Raw genomic sequence first — 24,194 nt, 5'->3', positions numbered from 1 at the left:
TATTGTTATTCAGTGGAGTATGTTCTACAAGAATGAATCTTATAAAATATCTTAACATTGGGTATATTTAGCATAGTATTTTTTACATTAGTTGCACTATTAAAAGATATATTCAACCTAACATAATCAACATGAAAACAACACTTGTTAAATCCTATTTTCTAAGATCATCTCTTTTATTGTTTGTAGGATGCGGAGTCATCCAATCACAAGAAACAAATGATAGTTGGGAAACCATGTTCAATGGAAATGATTTAAGCGGATGGACTACCAAAGTCCATCATTATGAGGTTGGAGATAACTATGCAGATACCTTTAGGGCAGAAGATAATATGGTGAAAGTAAGGTATGATAAGTATGAAGGAGAGTTCAACAACAGGTATGCTCATTTGTATTATGATAAACCCTTTTCAGATTTTCATTTAACAATGCAATATCGTTTTATTGGTGAACTGTACAAAGGTGCACCTGGTTATACTATTCTTAATAGTGGAATAATGTTTCATTCACAAGATCCAAGAACAATGTTAAAAGAACAAGATTGGCCTATAAGTGTTGAAATGCAATTTTTAGCTGGGATTGAAGAAGGTAAAGAACGGCCTACAGGCAATATGTGTTCACCTGGTACCGATGTGGTTTTTGAGGGTAAGATAGACCCAAGACATTGCATAAACTCAACCTCTAACACGTATTATGGCGATCAATGGGTAACGGCAGAGTTAATCGTATACCATGATTCATTGGTTAAACATATCATTAACGGAAAAACAGTATTAGAATACACAAAACCTCAAATTGGTGGTGGTGTAGCCAAAGGGTATGATCCAAAAATGAAACAAGACGGCAAGTTGTTAACAGAAGGTTTTATAGCCCTACAAAGTGAAGGACAGCCAATTGATTTTAGAAATATTAAAATTAGAAATTTAAAAGGATGTACAGACCCAAAAGCAAGTAACTTTAAGGCGTATTACCAAGTATCGGATAATGAAGCTTGTACCTACTAAAGGTAGTTATTTTAAAATAGCATTGTACTTGGAGTTGTTGTTTAACAATTCAGTAGCCGCTAAAATGGCATCATCATTATTTAGGTAATATTGGTATAAACCATCTCGGTAGAAATAGCGCTTTACAATTTCATCTTCTAGATTCTTTTGAATTTCGCTTTGGTATTTGTCTAATGCGTTGATTTTGCCTTTTTCAATGTTTGCTAACAGGGTTTTGTAACTATCTTTTACATCAGAGCCTAAAAAGTCGTTTTCATCGCCTGTAAGCGCTTTTTTAATGGCTTGTTCTGCCTTGGTCTCAAAAGAGAAATTACTTTGTTTCACGTAGTTTTTAAAGGCGTTAAAATCAGTATTTGTGAATTTAAATTCGTTAACATCATTATACTTATGTGTATAATGGTAATTGGTAGCATAATCAAAAATCACATTATTTTGTAGTAATGCAAGTGTAAGATCATTTGTTTTAGAGGTAGTAACTTCAATGTCTGGTAAAATACCACCACCATCTTGTACTTTTCTTCCATTACGGGTAGTAAAATCATTGAAGGTTGTATTACGTACAGCCTTACCGCTTTGATCTCTGTTCCAATAATCTAGAGATTGTATACAGCGACCAGAAGAAGTATAATATCTAGAAATAGTAACCTTTAATTGTGTTCCGTACGTTAATTTGAGAGGGCGTTGTACCAAACCTTTTCCAAAACTTCTAGCACCCATTATTACTGCTCTATCTAGATCTTGTAAGCTACCCGAAACAATTTCACTTGCAGAGGCACTACTACCGTTTACCAAAACCACTAACGGAATTTCTTCATCTATGGGTTGGTTGTTGGTATGGTATTCTCGGTTGAATTTTTTTACTTTAGATTTTGTGGTCACTACCAATTCTCCTTTTGGAACGAAGAGGTTGGTTACGTTAATAGCTTCAGATAATAATCCGCCAGGGTTGTCCCTAAGATCTAGGATAATTTTTTCGGCACCTTTTCCTTTTAAATCTAATAAAGCAGATTTGGTCTGTTCTGTTGCTTTAGCGTTAAATTTAGCAAGAACGATGTATCCGGTTTTGTTATCGATCATTTTAAAAAAAGGTACTGCGTCTACTTCTATCCCTTCTCTGGTTATACTGGTGGTGTTCAATTTTCCTTGTCTTTTATAGGTAACGTTAATGGTAGATCCATTAGCCCCTTTTAAAAGCTCACTGGCATTATCTTCAAAATCTGAAACTTTGATATCTCCTATTTGTATAATTTCATCACCCGCTTTCAACCCCGCTTTATCAGCCGGATATCCTTGATGTGGTTCTATAATTAACAACTTATCATCAAAAGAACGTACCATAGCACCTATACCAGAGTATTCACCAGCGTTGTTTATACGATACGTTTCAACATCTTGTTCGTTTAAAAATTTGGTATAAGGATCCAGTTCCTCAAGCATGTTTTTAATGGCGGTATCCATTAATTCTGCCGGGTTGGTTTCATCCACGTAGTTCATGTTCAATTCTTTGAACAAGGTGGTAAAGATTTCAATCTGTTTGGCTATTTCGAAAAAGTCACTTTTGTAACTACTTCCTACAAACAGAAAAGCGATGGCAATTATGGGTACAAGTACTTTTTTACTTACTATTTTTTTCATCAATCTGTAGCTTAAACTTTTTTAAAACGAGCTTCATTTTATGATCTAACTGCTCAAAGGTGGGCATATCCTTACCAAGGTATAAAAATAGAAACGCAAAGTTTGCTTCTGTATTGTTAAAAACCAGTGCTTTGTTGAGTCTATAAGACTCTCTTAGCAAACGTTTAATCCTATTTCTGTCTACAGCGCTTTTAAAATTGCGCTTAGATACTGTAACTGCGGTTTTAATCTGTACTTCTTTTTCCTCTACGGATAGATATATTAATTTTAACGGATAAACAGAAATACCCTTACCCGCTTGAAACAATTGGGTAATGAGAATTTTACTTTTCAGTTTTTCCTTTTTACCGAAGGATGTATCCATTACAAAAGAAGATTTTTAAAAAAATTAGCCCCCAAGTTGGGGGCATAAAGATCTTAAAGTTTGGTTAAAGAAACTATTCTGCTTGCCAAATATTGTTCTCTAAATTAACATCTGCCATTAACTGAGAAGGGTCAATAACAATTGCTTGTATAGAGGACATTGGTTTATTGATTTCAAAATCATAGCTTGGATAAGCCCATGCCCAATCATTAATAACAGTTCTTTTAACACCATCATAAGGGTTTTCTTTTTCTCCGCGCATCATTCTTAGAGGAGCATAAAAAGTTTCTCTGGTTCCATCATTGTAGACAACCAAAATATCCAAAGGCATTGGCATTAAACCAATACGTTCTAAAGTTACCTTAGTGTTGTTTTCTGATACCGCAACTTTTTTAATTCCGTAATCTATAGTATTTGTAGTCTGCGTCCAGTCTGTTAGATACCAATCTAATTCAAAACCAGATACTTTCTCTGCAACGCGTTTAATATCATTAGGTATAGGGTGTTTAAATTTAAACTCTTCATAATATTGACGAATGGTTTCCATCAGTTTATCTTGCCCGATAACATAACCTAATTGAGATAAAAATATAGAACCTTTACTATAGGCAGAAATACCGTAGGCGAAGTTAAGCGCATAACGATCGGCATACGTGCCTTGTGGTTGTTCTTTACCAGAAAGTGCTAGGTTTCTATAGCCTTTATAAGTGCTCTCGAAAGGATTCTCTTTTTCGTAGTCCATAATTTCACTCATACAGAGCTTAGATATAAAAGAGGTAAACCCTTCATCCATCCACTCATGTTTTGCTTCGTTTGTAGCTAAAATATGTTGAAACCAAGAGTGTGCCATTTCATGAACCATAACACCAACTAGGCTACCAAACTTTCTATTACCTGTAATAAGTGTTGACATTGCATACTCCATACCACCATCACCACCTTGAATAACTGAATATTGATCATATGGATATGTACCTATATTCTTACTGAAAAACTGCATAGCCTCAATAGTTTTAGGTTGAAGCTTTTTCCAGTTCTCTACAAGTTTAGCATCGTCTTTATAAAGAAAATGAAGCACTGGTCCGTTGGGCACTTGTTGAATATCATGAATATATTCTGGATCTGCAGCCCACATAAAATCATGAACCATTGGAGCTTTAAAGTGCCAAGTTAATGTCTTGCCTTTTTGTTTTTTGATTTTAGTGCCTGGTGTTTCATATCCATGACCTATCTCATTAGGGTTTTGTAGATAACCAGTGCCGCCAACAGTATACGTTTTGTCAATGGTCAATTTTACATCAAAATCTCCCCAAACACCTTGAAATTCACGAGCAATATATGGATCTGCGTGCCAACCTTCAAAATCATATTCCGCCAATTTTGGATACCATTGGCTCATGGACAAGGCAACACCTTCTTCACTATTTCTACCAGAACGTCTAATTTGTAGGGGTACTTGACCTTCAAATTCCATGTTAAAAGTAGACTTTGTACCAGCTGCTATTGGCTTAGCCAAATCAACCACCAATACGGTACCTTCTTCAGAAAAAGAAACCTTGCTTCCATCTTGTGTTAAAGAGGTAGCGTGTAAGTATCCTATTTCACTATCGGTAAGTAAAGCTATTCTACTTTTCTTGTCAGGGGTGGTCATTCTATTATCTGGATCTGCAATGGTTTGCAGACGAATATCCATCTCACTACCCGGTTGAAAGGCGTTGAAATACAAATGGAAATAAACACGTTTTAACTCATCTGGAGAGTTATTGGTGTAAACCAATGTTTGAGTACCCGTATATTGAAAGGTTTTTACATCCATATCAACATTCATGGTATAATCTACATGTTGTTGCCAGTAATCGGTTTTGTTTTGTGCTAACAAGCCAATAGAGAAAATTGCTGTTAGAAACGTAAAAAATGATCTAGTCATATGAATAATATAAGTATTATAGTTTAACCTGTCCTGCAGCAACTTTACTTGCTAAAATTAGTGCATTGTAGGCATTTGCAATTTTTCCAGAAGTGGATACTTCGTTTAAGGAGCCACTTTTACCTGTGTTTTTACCCAATACTACTTTTGTTTTAATTGGTAATCCAGACTGTAGTATAACTTTTTTCACTTCTGCGGCCGTTAAACTTGGGTACTGAGACATTACCAAAGCAGCAACACCGGCAACACCGGGAGCGGCCATAGAAGTACCTGGAGAATACTCGTAATCATTGTTTGGGTATGTAGAATAGATGTCTGTACCCGGGGCAAAAATATCAACATTTATTTTCCCATAGTTAGAGTAGCTCGCTACCAATTCAGAACCATATTTTGGGTTTAAGGCACCTACAGTAATAACGTTATCGGCAATTTCAGGACCGTTATTAATTTGATCGTTTGGGAAGTTGGCATTAACAGGATTATCTAGGTCAGCACCATCGTTACCGGCTGCGTGTACAAAAAGGACATTTTTATCTGCAGCGTATTTTATGGCGTCGTACACCCAATCAGCATTAGGGGAAAAAGACTTACCAAAACTTCCATTGATTACTCGTGCACCATTATCAACCGCGTAACGAATTCCTTTAGCAATATCTTTATCATATTCGTCACCATTAGGTACGGCTCTAATGCTCATAATAGCTACATTATTGGCAACACCGTTTACACCTTTACCATTATTACGTTCTGCAGCAATTATACCTGCAACATGCGTACCATGACTTTCATCGTCAATTCTGTTTTTAGGGTTTCCGTTGCCATAATCTACATCTGTAAGGTCATAGGCATTATCACCAACAGGTGCCCTACCATTAAAATCTATATTTAGATTATAGTTAAGTTGTTCTGTGTAATATTTTAGTCCGTTAGTTAAATCCTCAAGTACACCAGGTATGGTTTCATTAATACCGAACATTTGGTTTAGAATGGCAACATTACGTTGCATAGTCTCATCAGAGGCATTAATACTGGCTAAATCCTCTTTGGTATAGGTTTCTTTTTTTAAGTATTTTTTTACATCGGCATCTGCATTTTTAACAGCCTGATATATAGATTCGTATTGTTGTTTACCCTCTAAAGCCTCATTATATTTGGTATCTAATTTGGTTTTTGCTTTTGCTAAGGTAGCAGCGTCACCTATACCTAAACGAAGCATACGAACGTATTCTAACTGTTCATTATAAGATTCGCCTAAGAAATTATAACCATGTATGTCGTCAATGTAGCCGTTACCATCGTCGTCAATACCATTACCGGCTTTTTCTTTAGTATTGGTCCATAGTACATTAACAAGATCTTCATGGGTTAGATCAATACCGGAATCAAGAACGGCAACAATTGTTTTAGTTCCTTTTTTGTTCTTGATGATTTCTGCATAAGCCTTATCAACGCTCATACCCGGTATAGTATCGGTAACTAGGTCTAAATGTCCCCAGTTATTTTTTTCACTGGTAGTAAGATCAGAAATTTTTAAAGGAGTAGCATCTATATTTTCTACTGGAGTAAGAATTAACCCGCTTCCTCCAACAGTTTTAGTGCTTCCGCACCCGGTTAATATTGTAGCTATTGAAAGGGCAAAAATCGATTTTAAATATGAATTTGTCATATATGGGCAACTATTAATTAATGTTTATTATTTATAATTATTTGAAGAGTTCGTTGAATGTATATACTTGATTTAAACGAACCCCTCTTTCTGTGTGTTTTAAGGTACAAAGTTGATTATGCGCATCGTGCTCAAAAAAAAGGTAGTAATTATGATCAGCAGCTTCATTCAAGAATATTTCTTTTTCAGTCAATGTCATGAGAGGTCTAGTATCATACCCCATTATATAGGGTAGTGAAATATGACCAACCGTCGGTATCAAGTCTGCCATAAAGACTATTGTTTTTCCTTGATATGAAAATTGTGGTAACATTTGCTTTTCTGTATGACCATCTACAAAACGAATGTCAAAACCTAACGTACTGTTTTTGAGGAAACTTTCTCCAGAATAATTTATGAAAGATAATTGACCACTCTCTTTCATTGGTATTAAGTTTTCGGTCAAGAAAGAAGCTTTTTCTCTTGGGTTGGGTTCTATTGCCCATTTCCAATGTTTTTCATTGGTCCAAAACTTTGCATTTTTAAAAGCAGGTTCATATCCGGTTCTATTTTTGTTCCATTGAATTGCCCCACCAACGTGATCAAAATGAAGGTGCGTTAAAAAGACATCTGTAATATCATCTCTATGAAAACCATGCTTTTTTAATGAAGCATCTATTGTAAAATCTCCCCAGCGGTAATAATAACCAAAAAACCGATCAGATTGTTTGTTGCCCATACCGGTATCAACCAAAATTAACCTATCGCCATCTTCAATTAGGAGGCTTCTAGCAGCTACGTCAATTAAATTATTATCGTCTGCCGGGTTTGTTCTTTGCCAGATGGTCTTTGGTACTACACCGAACATAGCACCGCCATCCAATTTAAAATTACCGGTTTCAACAGGATAAATTTTCATAAAGGGCAAAATAATAAAAGTGTATGTAATCTTAGGATTATTAAGAAAGTATTATCATTTAACCTATAGATTATAAGACGTTTTAGGGTAAAGTAGTGTATATATAAAATTACTAATAAATAGTAGTAATCATTTTTAAATTATAATTATTGGCTGAAATTAGTCGTCATTCAATAAATTACTGATAGCATGATGTGCTAACGGTTTGGTTAAATGTTTTTTAACCACAGAGTATTCTTTCCCTTTTTCGGAATCTAAGTTATCCATTGAGGAACTAAGAATATAAACTTTGCAGTGATTGGTAAGATCATTGGGCAATGTGATATATTCATCCAAAAATTCAAAACCGCTCATGCCGGGCATTTTAATATCCAAGAAAATAATATCGGGGTACACATCAGTAGTAGCAATAATATGCTTTAAATGAGCTAGAGCTTCACGCCCAGAGGACATGGTAGTAATTTGAGAAATATTATCTTCTTTCGAAATAATGGCTTTGTTTATGAAATTATCCACATCCGAATCGTCAATTAATAAAATATTTATATCCTTGGCCATAGTATTATCTACTTGATTCATTTGGTATTTTTATAGTAAAGGTTGAACCTTCATTTATTATAGATTGTACATCAATGGTTCCTTTCAATTTAGACAATACTTCTTTTACAATAAATAGCCCAATTCCAGACCCTATAACTTTAGAAGATACCCTATAGAACATTTCAAATATCTTTTCTAGTTGGTCTTCTGCTATGCCAACACCATTGTCTCTAATAATTAAGACTGCCTCTTTTTTAGTGGTTTTTACATTTACCCAAATAGTAGCATTATCATTACTAATATCATGATATTTTATGGCATTAGATATAAAATTATTCAATAAAACTGAAATTCTCTTACTATCCGAGACAAAATGTATGTTGTCATCTACATTTATTTCTATGTTTATTTTACGGGTGTTATCTAAATACCATAAATTTTCAATTGAAAGTTCAATTAAGGTAGTAAAATTTATGGGTTCTAGATTAATAGCGATGTGTTTATTTCTAGAGTATTCAATAATGTCCTTGATAAAATCATCTAATCTTTCAATAGATTTTTCCATCATACTTAAATGCTGATACAGTTTTGGGTCAACATCTTCCATTTGTATTAATTGGATTAAACCTAACACAGAGGATAAAGGAGCTCTTAATTCATGCGAAGCGCTATAGACAAAACTATCTAGCTCTGAGTTGGTTTTTTGTAATTCTAAGAATTGAGAAGCTAAAATTTCAGCAGTTTCTTTTCTTTTCGTATCATCGATCAAGGTAACCAAGACTTTTAATTCATCCTTTATTTTTAAAATTTCTTTAAAGACCAAAAAGGTTTTTTCCTGACCATTTTTTAGGGTAAGCTTAAACTCTTCATTGCTTATTTTACCTTTCTCTTGGAGTTCTGCTATAATTTTGTGTCTTTTTTTGGAATAAAATTCATTTAAATGTACAATATTGGAATCCATTATTTTTGTTCCAATTAAATCTTCTTTTTTTACATCCAAAAGGTTACTAACGGTAGTATTGGCTTCTATTACTTTATCGTTCTCATCTATAATTAACATTCCAACAAACTTGTTATCAAAAGCTTTAGAGAATTTTTCTTGACTTTCTTTTAATGCTAATTCTGAAAGAACATTTTGGGTAATGTCCATAGCAGTACCTCTATAAACTATTGGGTTTTCATCAATATCATAAACCACTTCAGATGTAGCGAGAACATATTTAAATGTTTTATCATTTAAAAGAATTCTATAAATTCCTGGCTTGGAATGGTCTTCCCCTTTGCTGGCTTCTAAAATATTATTCATTAAATGCAGATCTTCATAATAAATACTTTCCCTGACCAAATCTGGTGTTATGGTGGTATTTGGGTTTATTTCATGTATAGCGTACATTTCTTTAGACCATTCTACAATGGTACCGTTCATGTCCCAATGCCAATATCCAATTTTACCAATACGGACAGCGGCATCCATTTTACTTTTTAGTTCAAGAATTTCTCTTTGGTTTTTTTTGCGCTCAGTAAGATCGAAACCAACAGACCCTATGGCTATTGGATTATTTGTTTTCTTATCTTTAATTAGAAAAGCAGAAAATTCTAAAGGAATAATTTTATTAGTTTTAAGGTTTTTAAGTGGAACCTCACCTGTCCATAACCCTTTTTTCATTATAGCTGGTAGATGTTCATTGAGTATAATTTCTTTATAATTTTCTTCAAAATAATCAAAGATCTTAGAGTTAGTTATGTCATAATTACTGGGTAAATCAATCATTTTTTTACCAGCGTCATTTAAAAACAGAGGCTCGCCAGTAAGTGTGGCCAACCCCATAAAACCAGGACTATTCTCTATAATCGAAATTAATTGTTGTTTCTCTTGTTCCTCTCTTTTTTTATGTGTGATATCTCTAAAAAATATAGAAAGACCATTATGGGAAGGGTAAAGATGATGTTCAATCCATAAATCAACATGTTCATGGTATTGTTCAAAATGTGTATAAACTTGCTTGATCATAGCTCCTTTAAAAATAGCATATGCTTCAGAATCCTTAAATGTTGGGAATTCAAGCCAAATATTTTTGCCTAATATTTCATTAGGGTCCAAACCAGCAATTTTTGCTGCCTTTGCATTAATATCAGTAAAACACCAATGTTGATCAAATGCCACAAATGCATCAGAGATTCTTTCGGTAAATTGTTTGTATTTTTTCTCGCTCTGAATGATTTCTAGGTTTGATCGCTTTGCCTTGGTTTGGTCAACGTACATACTCAACGTAAATGTCTCGCTTAAATATTCAAAAGGTTCTATCGATGCAATTAAATGTAATGTATCCCCATCTTTTGCGATGAGGTCAACTTCAATTTTATCTACTTTTTTAGAGTTTGAAAGTGTATGGCCTGCTGTATTTGTTTTTGAAGTATCCTCTTTATCGATTAGGCCTAGTTCATTAATGGACCTACCTTTAATATCCTCAAGGGAATATCCTATTAAGTCTAGAAAATATGGATTAGCATCAACAAAATTATTGTTGTGGTCTTTTATGACCATGCCTACAAATCTATTGTTATATGCTTTACTGAACTTTATTAAGTTTTCTTCAGCAATAAGCTCTAATTCTTTTCTTTCTGTAATATCTCTAACAATACCTATTATTGTATTATTATCTAGCATTTTAGCACTTACTTCTCCATAAAATAGGGTACCGTCTTTTTTAATTAATCTTCGTTCAGAGCGTATGGTTTTTCCTTTACGCATTTCAGAGAAACGAATTGGTCGTTTTACCGTTTCTTCTGTAGTAATAAGTTCAATTAATTTTTTATTAAGGAATTCTTCTTTAGTATAACCGAACATTTTTATGGCATATGGATTTACATCTAAGATATTTCCACGAAAATCATTTAAAAATATCCCATCAGAAGCTCCGTCAATTAATGATTTATACCGATCTGTACTATCTTTTAAAAGTGCTGTTTTCTCTTTAACTAAAGTATTCAATTTAACAGGTTGCCGTATGAGAAACCAGGAAAGAACACCACAAACCATAGAAAGTAATAAGCCTAAAACACCAAACAAAATGGTACTTGAACTGGTTTTGTCATTGTTTAAATACACATAAAGTTTCCATTCTCCTTTACTGGTAGTTAGCGGTAAGGTTGTAACACCTTCTTTAGAGATACTTTTAGATGCATAGAAGGTTTCTTCCGTTTTATCTGGATTTATCTTCACTAATTGATAGGAGAATTGCTTATTGTCGGTAGCGTTTAACCTAGCAGCATTTATTACTGTAGATAAGCGTACAACCGCGGCTACAAAACCGTTAAATTGTCCTTTTTTGTATAAGGGTCTTCTTCCAATGATGCCTGAACCGCCTTGTTTTAAATAAATAGGTCCTGCGGTGAAATAATCTTGTCTTTCAAGTGTAGTTTTAGCACCAAACTTATTATCTGGATCATTTAAGATATTCATTCCAATGACTTCATTTCCTTTTTTTGGATAAACATGGGTAATTACCCCTTCTTTATTTACCAGCTCTAGTGCATCAATAGCTTTATTGCTATTTAAAAGTAGTTGTGCTACACTATCAAAATTGTTTGGTATACCATAGTGTTCAATTATAAAGGCTAAGGTTTGTGTGGCATTAAAACTTTGCCCTAATACATTTTGTAGGTCAACTTTTAATTTAGATACCCTTATCTCAATTTCTTGTTGTTCGTTTTTTTGATGAAATTGGTGTTTTTGATAAGTAATAAATTGAGTAATGAATAGCACAATAAAAAATGCCAGACAGCCATACAATAAAGGATTTTTGTAGACAGAACACTTTTCTGGTTCAGACATTTTAATAATATGGTTTATATTAATTTGTTTAAAACTGTTTGCTTTCTAAAATCAGCTTAAACCAATGGGGATAAATACAAAGTTAAAAAAGTCTTGTTTATTTTGACGTCTTTTCTTTTGGTTTTGTAAGATTTAGTTTAGTGTATTTTCTACACTTATAGACTATATATTAAGTAGTTATAGTTTTAAAACCTACTCTTTTTTAACTACATAAACAAAATTGTTTAAGGGATTGATATAAAAAACAGGATTAGATATGGGTATTAGAATTTATTATTGAACAAAACAATATTAAACAAATACACTTTTATCAAGGAGTAGATAAAGTTGTTTGCCAGATTAGAGCATTGCTTTAATTTCTTTCTACTGTTGCATAATGCCTAATGGAGTAACTTCTCTATATCTATTACGCTCTTTAGAATGTTTGCTTTTTTACGGATCGGTCATTTTCAACACCTACCTGAATTTCTTCAACGAAAGTTATTTGTTGTGCTCCTTACAGGCCCTAATAATACAGAATTATATAAATTAATATGTCATTTGTTCTAACAATTGTCTTTTACAATATTGGTCTATATAATAACAAGTAAACTCTGGCGACTGTACCTAGTACCTAAAAATGCGCTGTTTACCATTGTTTTTATATTAAATAATGGTGTTTAATTGTTATTTTTATCCAAAATAGAACATATGCTAGAACTTGCGGGAATCATCATTTTAGGAATACTTGCTCAATGGGTGGCATGGCGCCTAAAACTACCTGCAATTTTACCTTTAATTCTTATAGGTTTAATCGTTGGTCCTTTGTCAACAATGTATACAGAAGATGGATCTAAAATAATTGAACCTATTTGGAACGGTGACAAAGGTCTCTTTCCTGGAGAGGGGCTGTACTACTTTGTATCATTGGCCATTAGTATTATATTATTTGAAGGCGGACTTACACTTAAGCGATCAGAGATTAAAAATATTGGTCCGGTAATAACGAAACTAATTACGCTTGGTAGTCTAACAACTTTCTTTGGGGCAGCATTGGCCGCCTACTTTTTATTTGGACTTTCATGGCAACTATGTTTTTTATTTTCAGCTTTGATCATAGTTACGGGTCCAACGGTAATAACGCCCATTTTAAGAAATATACCGCTTAAAAAAGATGTTTCTGCCATATTAAAATGGGAAGGAATTTTAATTGATCCTATTGGTGCATTGGCAGCAGTTTTGGTCTATGAATTTATTAGTGTAGGTGAAGGTCAGGCATATACTGTTACAGCATTAATAGAATTTGGAAAAATTTTATTGTTCGGTTTTACCTTCGGATTCACTTTTGCACATGCCTTAACGTTTTTAATCAAGAAAAGCTTTATACCACATTATTTACTAAATGTAGTATCATTGTCCGTTGTATTGGGGGTTTTTGTAATGTCTGATGTTTTTGCCCACGAATCTGGTTTATTGGCCGTAGTTGTAATGGGTATGGTAATGGGAAACACCAATTTACCTAACATAAAAGAGCTGCTTTATTTCAAAGAATCGTTGAGTATTCTTTTAATTTCTATACTATTTATTTTATTGGCCGCTAATATTGATATTTCTGATCTGGAATTAATATTTACTTGGAAAACAATTGTTCTTTTCTTATCTATAGTATTGATTATTAGACCACTTGGAGTTTTCTTGAGTTCTATTGGGTCTAATTTAAAGTTCAATGAAAAGCTATTTATAAGTTGGGTGGGTCCAAGAGGTATTGTAGCAGCAGGTATTGCGTCCTTATTTGGTTCTAAATTACTTTCTAAAGGTGAACCAGGTGCAGAATACATTACTCCATTGGTATTTATGATTGTTCTAGGCACCGTATTATTGAATGCTACCACGGCTAGGGTTTTCGCTAAATTAATAGGTGTTTTTCTAAATAAATCTGAAGGAATTTTGATTTTAGGAGCGTCCAAAGTATCGCGTTTAATAGGTGAATATTTACAAAAAAATGATAGGCACGTTGTACTAATTGATAATAACCAGTCTAATATTGACAAAGCAAGTAAGTTGGGACTTGAAGCTATTTCTGCCAACATTTATTCAGATAATTTAACTGATAATATTGAACTCAATGATATAGGTTATTTGATGGCATTGACCCCAAACTCTGATATTAACAAATATGCCATTGATAAATTTCAAAATGCATTTGGCGAGAATGGATCTTTTAGATTGGTAGATACAGATGAAATGGCAGATCCAGAGAATAATCCCAAAGAAGGTCTATTTTCTCATACCGATGACTTTATTAAGTTAACCGAAGCTTCAAGAAAGTTTCCGGCCATTCACGAAATTGAACTGCATGATACAGAACATTATGAAGGTTTAATAGAGATTACAAAAGCAGATTCAGATATTGTTCCCTTGTTCCTCATAGACCCAGAAGGTGATATACAAATCATAACCGCTTTTAGTAAGGAGTTTACAGATATTCAGAAAGGGTATAAGTTGGCATATTTGGGTAAAATGTTCCCTATGGAAGATTCAGATAAAGAGGAAGCCAAAGAGAATTAATTACCTCTTAATTTTTTATTCCAAAACCTTAAAATTCTATATACCAACCATATTTCTAGTATAAAAACGCATTACAGCTGGCTGGGTTTGTGCTTAGTTTATTTACTATTATTGTTTCAAATGGTTGAAACTTCTTTAGCATTTTTAAAGAAAATAATTGAATGAATATTGTGGTATGTAATGCAGGTATGATGCTTTTTTGAGAATGGGGTATAGATAAGTTTAAAACGAACAAATATAATTGTCCAGAAAAAGTTCTACCTATAGCTTTTAGGATTGCATGAACAAATTAATGTATAGGATAGAAAATATATTTTTAATTGGCTGTTTTGATGGTTAAATACACCATACTCCAATTAGATGTTTTTTTCATTTTTTGAGGTAGAAATGAAATGAGTGTTTTAAAAAACGGCATTAGAATTTTAAAGACAATCTTTAGAAATCATAATTTCTGTACCGGAAGAAAATTTAACAGATATCGTAATTTCTAAAGAATTGTTTCAATAGATCACTCTAAAAGCACGGCATTAATCATTTAACTTCAATACCGCCATAAAAGCCTCTTGTGGCACTTCTACGTTACCTACTTGACGCATACGTTTTTTACCTTTCTTCTGCTTTTCAAGAAGTTTACGTTTACGGGAGATATCACCACCATAACATTTAGCTGTTACGTCTTTACGTAAGGCTTTTGTAGTTTCTCTAGAAATTATTTTTGCACCTATAGCCGCTTGAATAGGAATATCAAACTGTTGCCTTGGTATCAATTCTTTGAGCTTTTCACACATTTTTTTACCAATATTAACGGCATTATCTGCATGAATTAAAGCAGACAAGGCATCAACGGGCTGAGCGTTCAAAAGAATATCTACACGAACCAATTTAGAGGTACGCATTCCAATTGGCGTATAGTCAAATGAAGCATATCCTTTAGAAACTGTTTTAAGTCGATCATAAAAGTCGAAAACTATTTCTGCCAAAGGCATGTCAAAATTAAGTTCAACACGTTCTGTAGTCAAATACGTTTGGTTTGTAATTTGACCTCTTTTCTCTATGCATAAAGACATTACATTACCGACAAAGTCAGATTTTGTAATTATCGTAGCTTTTATATAAGGTTCTTCTACACGATCTATACCAGATGGATCGGGTAGATCCGTAGGGTTGTTAACAATAATTGGTGTTTCAGTATCTTTTCTAGTAAATGCATGATAACTAACATTGGGTACCGTAGTTATTACCGTCATATTGAACTCTCGTTCTAAACGTTCTTGAATGATTTCCATATGCAGCATTCCTAAGAAACCACATCTAAATCCAAAACCTAGGGCGGCACTACTTTCTGGAGCAAATACAAGAGAGGCATCGTTCAATTGTAATTTTTCCATTGAAGCACGTAACTCTTCAAACTCATCGGTATCTACAGGATAAATACCGGCAAATACCATTGGTTTCACATCTTCAAATCCGGCAATTGCGTTTTTAGTTGGGTTGGTAGCATCAGTAATGGTATCACCGACCTTAACTTCGCGGGCGTCTTTTATACCTGTTATCAAATAACCAACATCACCGGCCTTTACACTTTTTTTAACCTCTTGAGTCAGCTTCAGCGTACCTACTTCATCAGCAAAATAGTCCTTGTCAGTTGCTACAAATTTTATTTTTTGTCCCTTTTTAATTTCACCGTTTATAACTCTAAAATAGGTTTCCACACCTCTAAACGGGTTGTAAACAGAATCGAAAACCAATGCCTGTAGCGCTTCGTCGGGGTTACCTATAGGAGCAGGAATACGTTCAATAATAGCAGCTAATATTTCTTCTATACCTATACCGGTTTTTGCAGATGCAGGAATAACTTCCTCTGCATCACAACCTAAAAGGTCAACAATATCATCTGTTACTTCTTCTGGATTGGCACTTGGTAAATCAACCTTATTTAAAACAGGTATAATTTCAAGGTCGTTTTCCAATGCCAAATATAAATTAGAAATCGTCTGTGCTTGTATACTCTGTGCTGCATCTACAACCAACAAGGCACCTTCACAGGCCGCAATAGATCTAGACACCTCGTATGAGAAATCTACGTGACCAGGTGTGTCAATTAAATTTAATACATATTGCTCACCCTTATAGGTGTAATCCATTTGTATTGCATGACTTTTTATTGTGATACCACGTTCTCTTTCAAGATCCATACTGTCCAGAAGCTGTTCCTTTTTTTCTCGATCGGTAACCGATCCGGTAAATTCTAACAATCTGTCTGCCAAGGTGCTTTTACCATGGTCAATATGTGCAATAATGCAGAAATTTCTAATGTTTTTCATAGTGGTAACAGTAATAATAATGCCAATTTACGCCAGAAATAATGCCAGGCAACAAAGAGCAACTGCAAATATAATCTAATTTATAGCGCTAAGCTTTAGTGTGGTTAGCTATTTATAGGCGCATAGATTATAAATTTATATTGTAGGGCATTACATCATTTTTTTTAATTAGATTTGATTACCAACCTTTAGCCACCATTGAAAAGACTGCTTTCCATTTTATTATTCACCATAGGTATAACTCATTTTGTGCACAGTCAAACCTTTGAGGTGAAAGGAGAAGTAAAAGACCAATATCAAGAGCAAGTTGCATTTGCTTCGGTTTTTCTATTAAAAGTAACGGATTCTGTTGTGGTAAAAGGCACTTCTGCCGATGAAAACGGTGCGTTCTTGTTTTCTGATATTGCAGAAGGTCTCTATTTTCTTAAAGCATCTTACGTTGGTCAGGTTTCCAATAATTTAGCGATTGAAATTTTAAAAGACACTAAAATTGGAGCTTTGATCATAGAACAGCAGGCAGAACAGTTAAATGAAGTGACCGTTACTAGTAATAAGCCTTTTGTAAAAAGACAGGTTGACCGTATTGTTTTTAATGTAGAAAACACGGTTATTTCTCAGCAAAGTTCTTGGGACATTCTTCGTCAAACACCGGGAGTAATTATGATGAACGATGAACTGAAGGTAAGAAATCAGGCAACAACCGTTTATATCAATAACCGTAAGGTTCATTTATCAGCTGAAGAGGTGAGAAGTCTTTTAGAGAATTACCAAGGGGAGCATATAAAATCTATAGAGGTTATTCATAATCCTCCGGCAAGTTATGATGCCGAGGGTGGCTCTATTTTAAATATTGTTACCAGTAAAAATGTGTCTGTTGGTTATAAAGGAAATGTAAATATCGGGTATACCCAAGGGGTATTCCCAAAGTACAATTTTGGCACATCTCACTTTTACAAAACTGAAAAGCTAAATGTGAATGCCAATTATAATTACACACCAAAAAAAGAATTTAAGAATACCCTGAACAATACCAATTATAGAGATGATACCGGTATAACCTCTATTTGGGACACAGATTTTGACCAAGTAATACGTACTAATACCCATAGTGCAAACTTAGCAGTAGATTATAAGTTTAATGAAAAGAGCAGCTTAAGCTTCACCAGTAATGCGCAATTTCAACCAAAGAAGGATGCTGATTTTTATCAGGAAACGACCATTAAAAATAGTTCAGGTGTTTTAGATTCTTTATTTACTACAGATAGTTTTTTAAGTGAAAAAAAGAATAATATTTCTGGTGACCTAACTTTTAAACATCAATTTAAAGACCAAGGGAATTTAACCATAAATGCACATTATACAGATTTTGGTTTAGACCAAAATCAAAATGTAAAATCAGATTACTTTCAGCCTAACGGTTCCTTTTTACGTGATTTTAATTTCTCCACTATTGCCGATCAGCAGATAAAAATAAAAACCGCTCAAGTAGATTATAACGACTACTTGGGTAATGTATTTTTTGAAACAGGTGTAAAAAGTTCTTTTATTGATTCTGAAAGTAGATTAGACTATTTTCTACAAAATAACGGAGCTGAGTTTATACCTAATTTATCTGATGATTATACCTATGATGAGAGTGTATACGCAGGCTATTTAAGTTTGTCAAAAGATTGGGAAAAATGGAGTATTAAAACCGGTTTACGAGCAGAGCATACAGAGAGTTCAGGAATATCTGTAAATGTATCTACCATAAACGATCTTAGCTATTTTAAATTATTTCCTTCATTTTATATGCTACATACTATTAACGAGAACCACAGTCTGTCTTTTGATTATGCCAGAAAGGTTCAACGCCCTAGGTATGAAGATTTAAATCCGTTTAGAACCTATATTAATGAGCGTACTTTTCAAGAAGGAAACCCTAATTTAACCCCTAGTTTTAGTCAAAATTTCAATTTGAACTACACCCTTCAACAGGAGTATTTTTTCGATTTTTATTATAGAGATAACGGCATGTATATTTCTACATTAACTTTTCAGGATACTGATAACTTAGTGCTAAGAGATATTACACAGAACGTGCTGGAAAGCACCTCTTACGGGTTTGATTTTACCTACGGAAAATCTTTAAGTAATAATTGGTATTTATATAGTTATATCTCTCTTTTTCATGAAGAAGAATCTTTTATTGCCTTACAAAGCGATGCCTTTTCGTTTACAAACAACTTTAATGGAGCATATATAGATCTTACAAATTATTTAACCCTTTCTAAAGACAGTAGTTTTAAAGGGGAATTAGGATTAACCTATATATCTGGTTGGTTGCAAGGTTCATTTATACAAGAAGAAACTACAAATTTAACCGTAGGGTTAAGAAAATCCTTTTATAACAACAGAGCTGTTCTTAGTATAAGTGCAAACGACCTATTAGGTAAATATAACGGGTATGTATCTTCTAAATATTTAAATCAAGATAATGGTTATTTAAAAGTTCCTGAAACCCAGTATATAAAGATCGGTTTTACATATAACTTTGGTAATTTTCGTCTAGAAGATAATCAGCGTAATATAGATAAAATAGAACGTGAACGTATAGAGTAAATGTAACTATCTAATTATCAATGCATTATTTTTTCATTAAGAAAAAGTTAAAAAATATGTAAGATTATTCAATATTACTTTCCTACATTTAAGTAGAATACGATTACTAATGACTACGAAATTCTGCTTATCACTTTTATGTTGCCTTATAGCTTCATTAGTGTTTTCCCAAGATTTTAGTATAAATGGTTTTGTTGTTGATGATAACCAGACACCTGTTGTTCTTGCCAATGTTATTTTATTGAGCGAAGATGGTGAATTTATAAAAGGAACCGTTACCAATGAGCAAGGTGGTTATGAAATTAAGGCAGTTACTCCTGGCAGGTATCGTATAGTTGCTAGCTATATAGCAAACACGGTAGAGGGTACTATTTTATCTATAACGGGTAACACTACAATAGAAACCCTAGTATTAAAAAGGTCACAAGAATTAGATGAGGTTGTAGTAACTCAAAAAAAACCTGTCATAGAACAATTGGCAGATAGGCACATTTTCAATATTGAAAATACAGCACTTTCAGATAGTGATATATGGGATGTTTTAAAACGAACGCCAGGGGTTATGGTGATGAACAATCGCTTATACATAAATGGCAGCCCTAATGTAACCATCATGATCAATGGAAAGCGTGTTAATTTACCAGAAGATGATATTATTAATCTTCTTACGGGTAGTTCAGCAAGTAATGTAAAGTCGATAGAAGTAATTACTAGCCCCCCGGCAAAATATAGTGCAGAGGGCGGATTGCTTATAGATATTAAGATGAAGAAAAATCTGGTTGCCGGGTATAACGGGGCAGTCTTTAACCGATTTACCCAAGGTGTTCTTCCAAAACATACGATTGGTACAGATCATTTTTTTAAAGGAAAGAAATTAGATTTCTCTACTAATTATAGTTTTAGCCATAACAGAGATTGGAGTAGATACACTGATATTACTACTTATTTTGAAAACGGACAAGAAAGTGAGATTTGGACTGCAGAACAAAAGATAATAGATAAAAGAAGGAGTCACAACATCAATTTGTTTTTAGATTTAGAATTAGATGAAAAAAACACAATAAGCCTTTCTTCTACCTCTAGCCTATCACCTAATGGCACTTCAAATTATTTTTCAACAACGGATATAGATAATACAGATAAAGAGTTAATAGCTCAATTAGATGGCTTAAACATAACGCATAAAGACACCTACAATTCATCTAATTATTTAGATTGGGTACATCAATTAAATGACAAAGGGGCAGAATTGTCTACGAATGCGCATTTTACTTATTATAATTCTAAACAGAGCCAAGTATTAAACAATGATATTACACAGGGCTTTACGGATAAAACTTCAGAAAATACGCTAAAAATAGGATCTGATCAAATAATAAATCTTTTTAGTGCTCAAACAGACCTTACGCTACCGGTTTCAAAAAACGCTACCATGGAGACAGGATTAAGAGTAGCTACTATAAATTCTGAGTCAAATATTATGCAGTCAGGGTTTGATGATTCAACAGACGGAGTCAACCCAACAGAAAATGGACAGTTTGATTATGACGAACAAATTTATGCGGGTTACCTCAGTTTAAACAATAATTGGGAAAACTGGAAATTGAATATTGGACTGCGAACGGAATATACGGAAACCAAAGGTGATTTAGATACCTTGCTATCAGTTCATGAGACCTCTTATTTGAATTTTTTTCCCAATATGGCACTTTCGTATAAGAAAGAGAAAAATGCCTTTTATTTAAAATATTATAGAAGAATTACAAGACCAAGGTATAGCAGCATTAATCCTTTTCAGTTTTATCTGTCTGCAAATTCTCTTTATGAAGGCAACCCTAATTTAAAACCATCTTATGTTGATTATATGCAGTTAGATTATGTATTTGATCGCGATTTTAAAGTGGTGTTGTTTGCCAGTAGAAAGTCTAATGAACAATTGCAACAAATAACACAAGACAATGCAACCCATACGCTGAAAACACAAATTGTAAATTTAGAAACCAATTACTTTTACGGTATAGATGTTAGTGTATCAAAAGAGCTTACATCGTATTGGTATCTTTATGCTCTAGTTAGCCATTTTCATGACAGGGATAGCTTTACAGATTTAAACACAAATACTATTATAGAGAACTCAATCTGGACCACCTTAATTCGTGCCAATAATTACTTTACATTACTTAAAGATAAATCGCTATTTGCAGATATTACCTATACCTATTACTCTCCTAGTATAAGGGGAAATGCCTATAATGAACCTTTAAGTAAATTTGGCCTGTCTTTTAGAAAAACCTTTTGGAACAAAGATGCAAGTATTTCTCTAAGTGTTGAAGATATTTTTAACAACGGCACCATAAACTCAACAAGAAATTATCTAGATCAAAAAAACACTACCAGTACTAGAAATGAAACTAGATTGTTGGTGCTAGGGTTGAGGTATAAGTTTGGCAACACCAAAATTCGAGATAATACTAAGAAAAAGAGTACAGACGAAGGCAAACGTTTATAAATACTATGCCATCATAGTACCGCATAAACCAAGGCTTATTAAACAATACACTCCGGCTAAAATCATAAATACTTTACCCGCTTTTTTCTTCTTATAATTAAATAGGATGGCACCAATAATAAGGAACAAGATTGCAGGGCCAAACATTATCATAATCAGAAAGGTAGCTAGACCATCTAAATTACCTTCTAAAATCATATCATTTCGTTTTGTAGTTCTTTTAATCTTTCAATTTTATCATCTCTATAAAACAGGTTCATAGTTTCAAACGGGATAATTTTATAGTCTTTGTTTACAATGTGCACACAAGATTTTTTTATGGCACGTACATCAAAATTATGGGCATCAATAAATTGCATAATTATAATACGGAATAAGTTATCATACCCCAGCTCTGGAGCATCAATTTCTGGCAGGCAACACATAATACTCTTTAGGTTTTCCGAAGCTTTTTCAACGGAATTTCCCGTGCTGAAGAGCTCAATCATTTTACCGTGCAACTGCTCATCTTGCTCATAGATTATCGTGTTTTTACCTTCGTTCAATAAATCATCTGGGTTTATGAACCTGGTTAACGGGTTTACCTCATTACCTAATTTTAAGGCATAGGCCATTACTAAAGCATCAGGATTACAGGGAACGGGAATTAAATCGTCCGATTCAAAAATAGGCGACTGCTCTAATATTTTTCGTCGTACTTCGGTTAAGGTAATTCGGTTTTCGTCCACCTCAAAATTCTCTAATCTCCCTGCTATCTGTGTGGGTTGAAAAGTAACCCCGCGTACACATTTTTGTTTTAAGGCAAAGTCTATGGTGCTTCCCATTTCATGGTCGTTCAGTCCTTTTTGTAAAGTGACTACCAACGTTGTAGAAAGGTTTAATTTATTTAGGTGGTCTAAAGCTTGTAAACGAATCTGGGCTAGGTCTGCTCCGCGAAGGGTTTGCAGTACTTGGTCATCTAACGAATCAAACTGTAAATACACTTCAAAATCTGGTGCATAGGTGGCTAATCGCTTAGCAAACTCAAAATCTTTCGCAATTTTAATTCCGTTGGTATTCAACATTAAATGACGAATGGGAAGCGATTTTGCATAGTCTAAAATCTCAAAGAAATTAGGGTGTATGGTAGGCTCACCACCACTTAATTGTACCACATCTGGTTCACCTTCGTTATTTACAATAACATCAAGCATTTTCTTGATTTCCTCAAGGGTTCTATGTCTGCCATACGTGGGCGATGATCCCGCGTAACAAGTAGGGCAGGTAAGGTTACAACGGTCCGTGAGTTCAATAACGGTAAGGCAAGAATGTTGCTCATGATCTGGGCACAATCCGCAATCATATGGGCAGCCATAATGCGTTTTTGTATTGAATGTTTTAGGGTATTCAGAAGCCTTGTTGTAGTTTCTTATGTTCTTATAATATTCAATATCATCAGCAATAAGCACTTTAGATCTACCATGCTCTTTACAATTTTTAAGCATGTATACCTTTTCGTTCTCAAAGACAATTTTGGCATCTACCCGTCGTAAACATTCTGGGCAAAGGCTTAAAGTGAAATCATAATATGTATAATTTTTTTCTGACATAGGATATTCCCCGTAGGATAAATTTATGGTAGTAAACCAAACAAATTAAACATAATATTTGAATACTACTTAAACCTAAGAAATAAAAAGGGTTCGGTTTTATAAATTCGATACAAAATCTTAATGTAAAATAGACAACCATAAACAGCTTAAAAAGGTCTCCGTTTCTATGCTTAATCTTTGATTTTTGAAGTCTTTGGATAATAATAAATAGGAAAATTAAAAATACCACTTCATACAATGCAATAGGGTGTCTAAGAAGACCATCACCTAAATCTATTCCTGTAAAAAAGGTAGTTTCTTTTCCAAAGGTAAACTCTTTAATACCTGCTAAAAAGCAACCAACCCTGCCAATGATTATACCTAAGATAATAGGTAATGTAAACAGATCTCCGGATGATTGCTTTTCACCAATAATTTTCTTGGCAAATTCCACACCCAGCAAACCACCAAAGAGTCCGCCCATTATGGTTTTATTGTTCAAGTTGTATAGCCAATCTTCTTGAATATGCGTCACAGGGTTCTCAAAAAATGCAACTAACCTAGAAAGGAACAAGGCACCAAAAACAGCACCAATTAAAATAGAAAGTCGGTTGTTAGAAGAAATAGCATCAGTACTTCTTTTCCGAAGAAAAACATAATATCGAAATCCAATAAAAAACGCCAGGTATTCTAGAATAAGATGCATGTTTAATTTTACACCAAATACAATAGGCTCAAAGGGTATCGAAATACTAAGTAGCAAATTATTCATG

The 24,194-nt window shown here is 33.7% G+C and carries 15 protein-coding genes; 4 read left to right on the top strand and 11 right to left on the bottom strand.

Features of this window, described 5'->3' with window-relative positions; translation table 11 throughout:
* The first annotated feature begins 131 nt into the window (after positions 1 to 131).
* Positions 132 to 1,004: a 3-keto-disaccharide hydrolase gene (locus BW936_RS02090; RefSeq protein ID WP_076546663.1), complete on the top strand. Its 873-nt coding sequence runs from the start codon at positions 132 to 134 to the stop codon at positions 1,002 to 1,004.
* A 6-nt stretch (positions 1,005 to 1,010) separates the two neighbouring features.
* On the opposite strand, the gene BW936_RS02085 is transcribed toward BW936_RS02090, so the two are convergent.
* The 7 genes from BW936_RS02085 to BW936_RS02055 all read right to left on the bottom strand — a co-directional run bounded on the left by BW936_RS02085 (position 1,011) and on the right by BW936_RS02055 (position 11,869).
* Positions 1,011 to 2,639: a S41 family peptidase gene (locus BW936_RS02085; protein ID WP_076546662.1), complete on the bottom strand. Its 1,629-nt coding sequence runs from the start codon at positions 2,637 to 2,639 to the stop codon at positions 1,011 to 1,013.
* The gene (rnpA, locus tag BW936_RS02080) at positions 2,620 to 3,003 is read right to left on the bottom strand and encodes a ribonuclease P protein component (RefSeq protein ID WP_076546661.1); all 384 of its coding nucleotides are present in this window, start codon (positions 3,001 to 3,003) and stop codon (positions 2,620 to 2,622) included. Before rnpA ends, BW936_RS02085 begins: the two co-directional genes overlap by 20 nt.
* A 73-nt stretch (positions 3,004 to 3,076) precedes the next feature.
* Positions 3,077 to 4,930 carry a M1 family metallopeptidase gene (locus tag BW936_RS02075; protein ID WP_076546660.1) on the bottom strand — a complete coding sequence of 618 codons (1,854 nt, stop codon included), beginning with the start codon at positions 4,928 to 4,930 and terminating at the stop codon, positions 3,077 to 3,079.
* A gap of 16 nt (positions 4,931 to 4,946) precedes the next feature.
* A complete protein-coding gene (locus tag BW936_RS02070; protein WP_076546659.1) occupies positions 4,947 to 6,596 on the bottom strand; it encodes a S8 family peptidase in 1,650 nt (549 codons plus the stop codon).
* A 37-nt stretch (positions 6,597 to 6,633) separates the two neighbouring features.
* Positions 6,634 to 7,494 carry an MBL fold metallo-hydrolase gene (locus BW936_RS02065; protein ID WP_076546658.1) on the bottom strand — a complete coding sequence of 287 codons (861 nt, stop codon included), beginning with the start codon at positions 7,492 to 7,494 and terminating at the stop codon, positions 6,634 to 6,636.
* A gap of 159 nt (positions 7,495 to 7,653) precedes the next feature.
* A complete protein-coding gene (locus tag BW936_RS02060; RefSeq protein ID WP_076546657.1) occupies positions 7,654 to 8,073 on the bottom strand; it encodes a response regulator in 420 nt (139 codons plus the stop codon).
* Complete coding sequence (locus tag BW936_RS02055) at positions 8,057 to 11,869, bottom strand: PAS domain S-box protein (RefSeq protein WP_076546656.1); 3,813 nt, start codon at positions 11,867 to 11,869, stop codon at positions 8,057 to 8,059. The genes BW936_RS02060 and BW936_RS02055 overlap by 17 nt, the downstream gene beginning before the upstream one ends.
* A 690-nt stretch (positions 11,870 to 12,559) precedes the next feature.
* On the opposite strand from BW936_RS02055, the gene BW936_RS02050 reads away from it, so the two are divergent.
* Positions 12,560 to 14,416 carry a cation:proton antiporter gene (locus tag BW936_RS02050; RefSeq protein ID WP_076546655.1) on the top strand — a complete coding sequence of 619 codons (1,857 nt, stop codon included), beginning with the start codon at positions 12,560 to 12,562 and terminating at the stop codon, positions 14,414 to 14,416.
* Positions 14,417 to 14,943: 527 nt separating this feature from the next.
* Here the strand turns inward: BW936_RS02050 and lepA are convergent.
* A complete protein-coding gene (gene lepA, locus BW936_RS02045; protein ID WP_076546654.1) occupies positions 14,944 to 16,740 on the bottom strand; it encodes a translation elongation factor 4 in 1,797 nt (598 codons plus the stop codon).
* A gap of 270 nt (positions 16,741 to 17,010) precedes the next feature.
* On the opposite strand from lepA, the gene BW936_RS02040 reads away from it, so the two are divergent.
* A complete protein-coding gene (locus BW936_RS02040; RefSeq protein WP_244156157.1) occupies positions 17,011 to 19,341 on the top strand; it encodes an outer membrane beta-barrel family protein in 2,331 nt (776 codons plus the stop codon).
* Positions 19,342 to 19,450: 109 nt separating this feature from the next.
* On the top strand, positions 19,451 to 21,850 hold the full coding sequence (locus tag BW936_RS02035; RefSeq protein ID WP_084181955.1) for a TonB-dependent receptor: 2,400 nt from the start codon (positions 19,451 to 19,453) through the stop codon (positions 21,848 to 21,850).
* A 3-nt stretch (positions 21,851 to 21,853) separates the two neighbouring features.
* On the opposite strand, the gene BW936_RS02030 is transcribed toward BW936_RS02035, so the two are convergent.
* The 3 genes from BW936_RS02030 to BW936_RS02020 are packed head-to-tail and all read right to left on the bottom strand — an operon-like array spanning position 21,854 to position 24,193.
* Positions 21,854 to 22,048: a hypothetical protein gene (locus BW936_RS02030; RefSeq protein ID WP_076546652.1), complete on the bottom strand. Its 195-nt coding sequence runs from the start codon at positions 22,046 to 22,048 to the stop codon at positions 21,854 to 21,856.
* The gene (locus BW936_RS02025; RefSeq protein WP_076546651.1) at positions 22,045 to 23,439 is read right to left on the bottom strand and encodes a radical SAM protein; all 1,395 of its coding nucleotides are present in this window, start codon (positions 23,437 to 23,439) and stop codon (positions 22,045 to 22,047) included. Before BW936_RS02025 ends, BW936_RS02030 begins: the two co-directional genes overlap by 4 nt.
* Complete coding sequence (locus BW936_RS02020) at positions 23,411 to 24,193, bottom strand: prolipoprotein diacylglyceryl transferase family protein (protein WP_208611102.1); 783 nt, start codon at positions 24,191 to 24,193, stop codon at positions 23,411 to 23,413. The genes BW936_RS02025 and BW936_RS02020 overlap by 29 nt, the downstream gene beginning before the upstream one ends.
* Position 24,194 lies beyond the last annotated feature (1 nt).

This window comes from Maribacter ulvicola, from assembly GCF_900155985.1.
GTDB classification, from domain to species: domain Bacteria; phylum Bacteroidota; class Bacteroidia; order Flavobacteriales; family Flavobacteriaceae; genus Maribacter; species Maribacter ulvicola.
Note: the sequence above shows the minus strand (reverse complement) of the source record. Positions and strands in the feature narration are given on the sequence as shown.

Excerpts from the sequence above, each read along its gene's own strand:
- BW936_RS02090 (WP_076546663.1), top strand. The coding sequence starts at position 132 with ATGAAAACAACACTTGTTAAATCCTATTTTCTAAGATCATCTCTTTTA.
- BW936_RS02085 (WP_076546662.1), bottom strand. The coding sequence starts at position 2,639 with ATGAAAAAAATAGTAAGTAAAAAAGTACTTGTACCCATAATTGCCATC.
- rnpA (WP_076546661.1), bottom strand. The coding sequence starts at position 3,003 with ATGGATACATCCTTCGGTAAAAAGGAAAAACTGAAAAGTAAAATTCTC.
- BW936_RS02075 (WP_076546660.1), bottom strand. The coding sequence starts at position 4,930 with ATGACTAGATCATTTTTTACGTTTCTAACAGCAATTTTCTCTATTGGC.
- BW936_RS02070 (WP_076546659.1), bottom strand. The coding sequence starts at position 6,596 with ATGACAAATTCATATTTAAAATCGATTTTTGCCCTTTCAATAGCTACA.
- BW936_RS02065 (WP_076546658.1), bottom strand. The coding sequence starts at position 7,494 with ATGAAAATTTATCCTGTTGAAACCGGTAATTTTAAATTGGATGGCGGT.
- BW936_RS02060 (WP_076546657.1), bottom strand. The coding sequence starts at position 8,073 with ATGAATCAAGTAGATAATACTATGGCCAAGGATATAAATATTTTATTA.
- BW936_RS02055 (WP_076546656.1), bottom strand. The coding sequence starts at position 11,869 with ATGTCTGAACCAGAAAAGTGTTCTGTCTACAAAAATCCTTTATTGTAT.
- BW936_RS02050 (WP_076546655.1), top strand. The coding sequence starts at position 12,560 with ATGCTAGAACTTGCGGGAATCATCATTTTAGGAATACTTGCTCAATGG.
- lepA (WP_076546654.1), bottom strand. The coding sequence starts at position 16,740 with ATGAAAAACATTAGAAATTTCTGCATTATTGCACATATTGACCATGGT.
- BW936_RS02035 (WP_084181955.1), top strand. The coding sequence starts at position 19,451 with ATGACTACGAAATTCTGCTTATCACTTTTATGTTGCCTTATAGCTTCA.
- BW936_RS02030 (WP_076546652.1), bottom strand. The coding sequence starts at position 22,048 with ATGATTTTAGAAGGTAATTTAGATGGTCTAGCTACCTTTCTGATTATG.
- BW936_RS02025 (WP_076546651.1), bottom strand. The coding sequence starts at position 23,439 with ATGTCAGAAAAAAATTATACATATTATGATTTCACTTTAAGCCTTTGC.
- BW936_RS02020 (WP_208611102.1), bottom strand. The coding sequence starts at position 24,193 with ATGAATAATTTGCTACTTAGTATTTCGATACCCTTTGAGCCTATTGTA.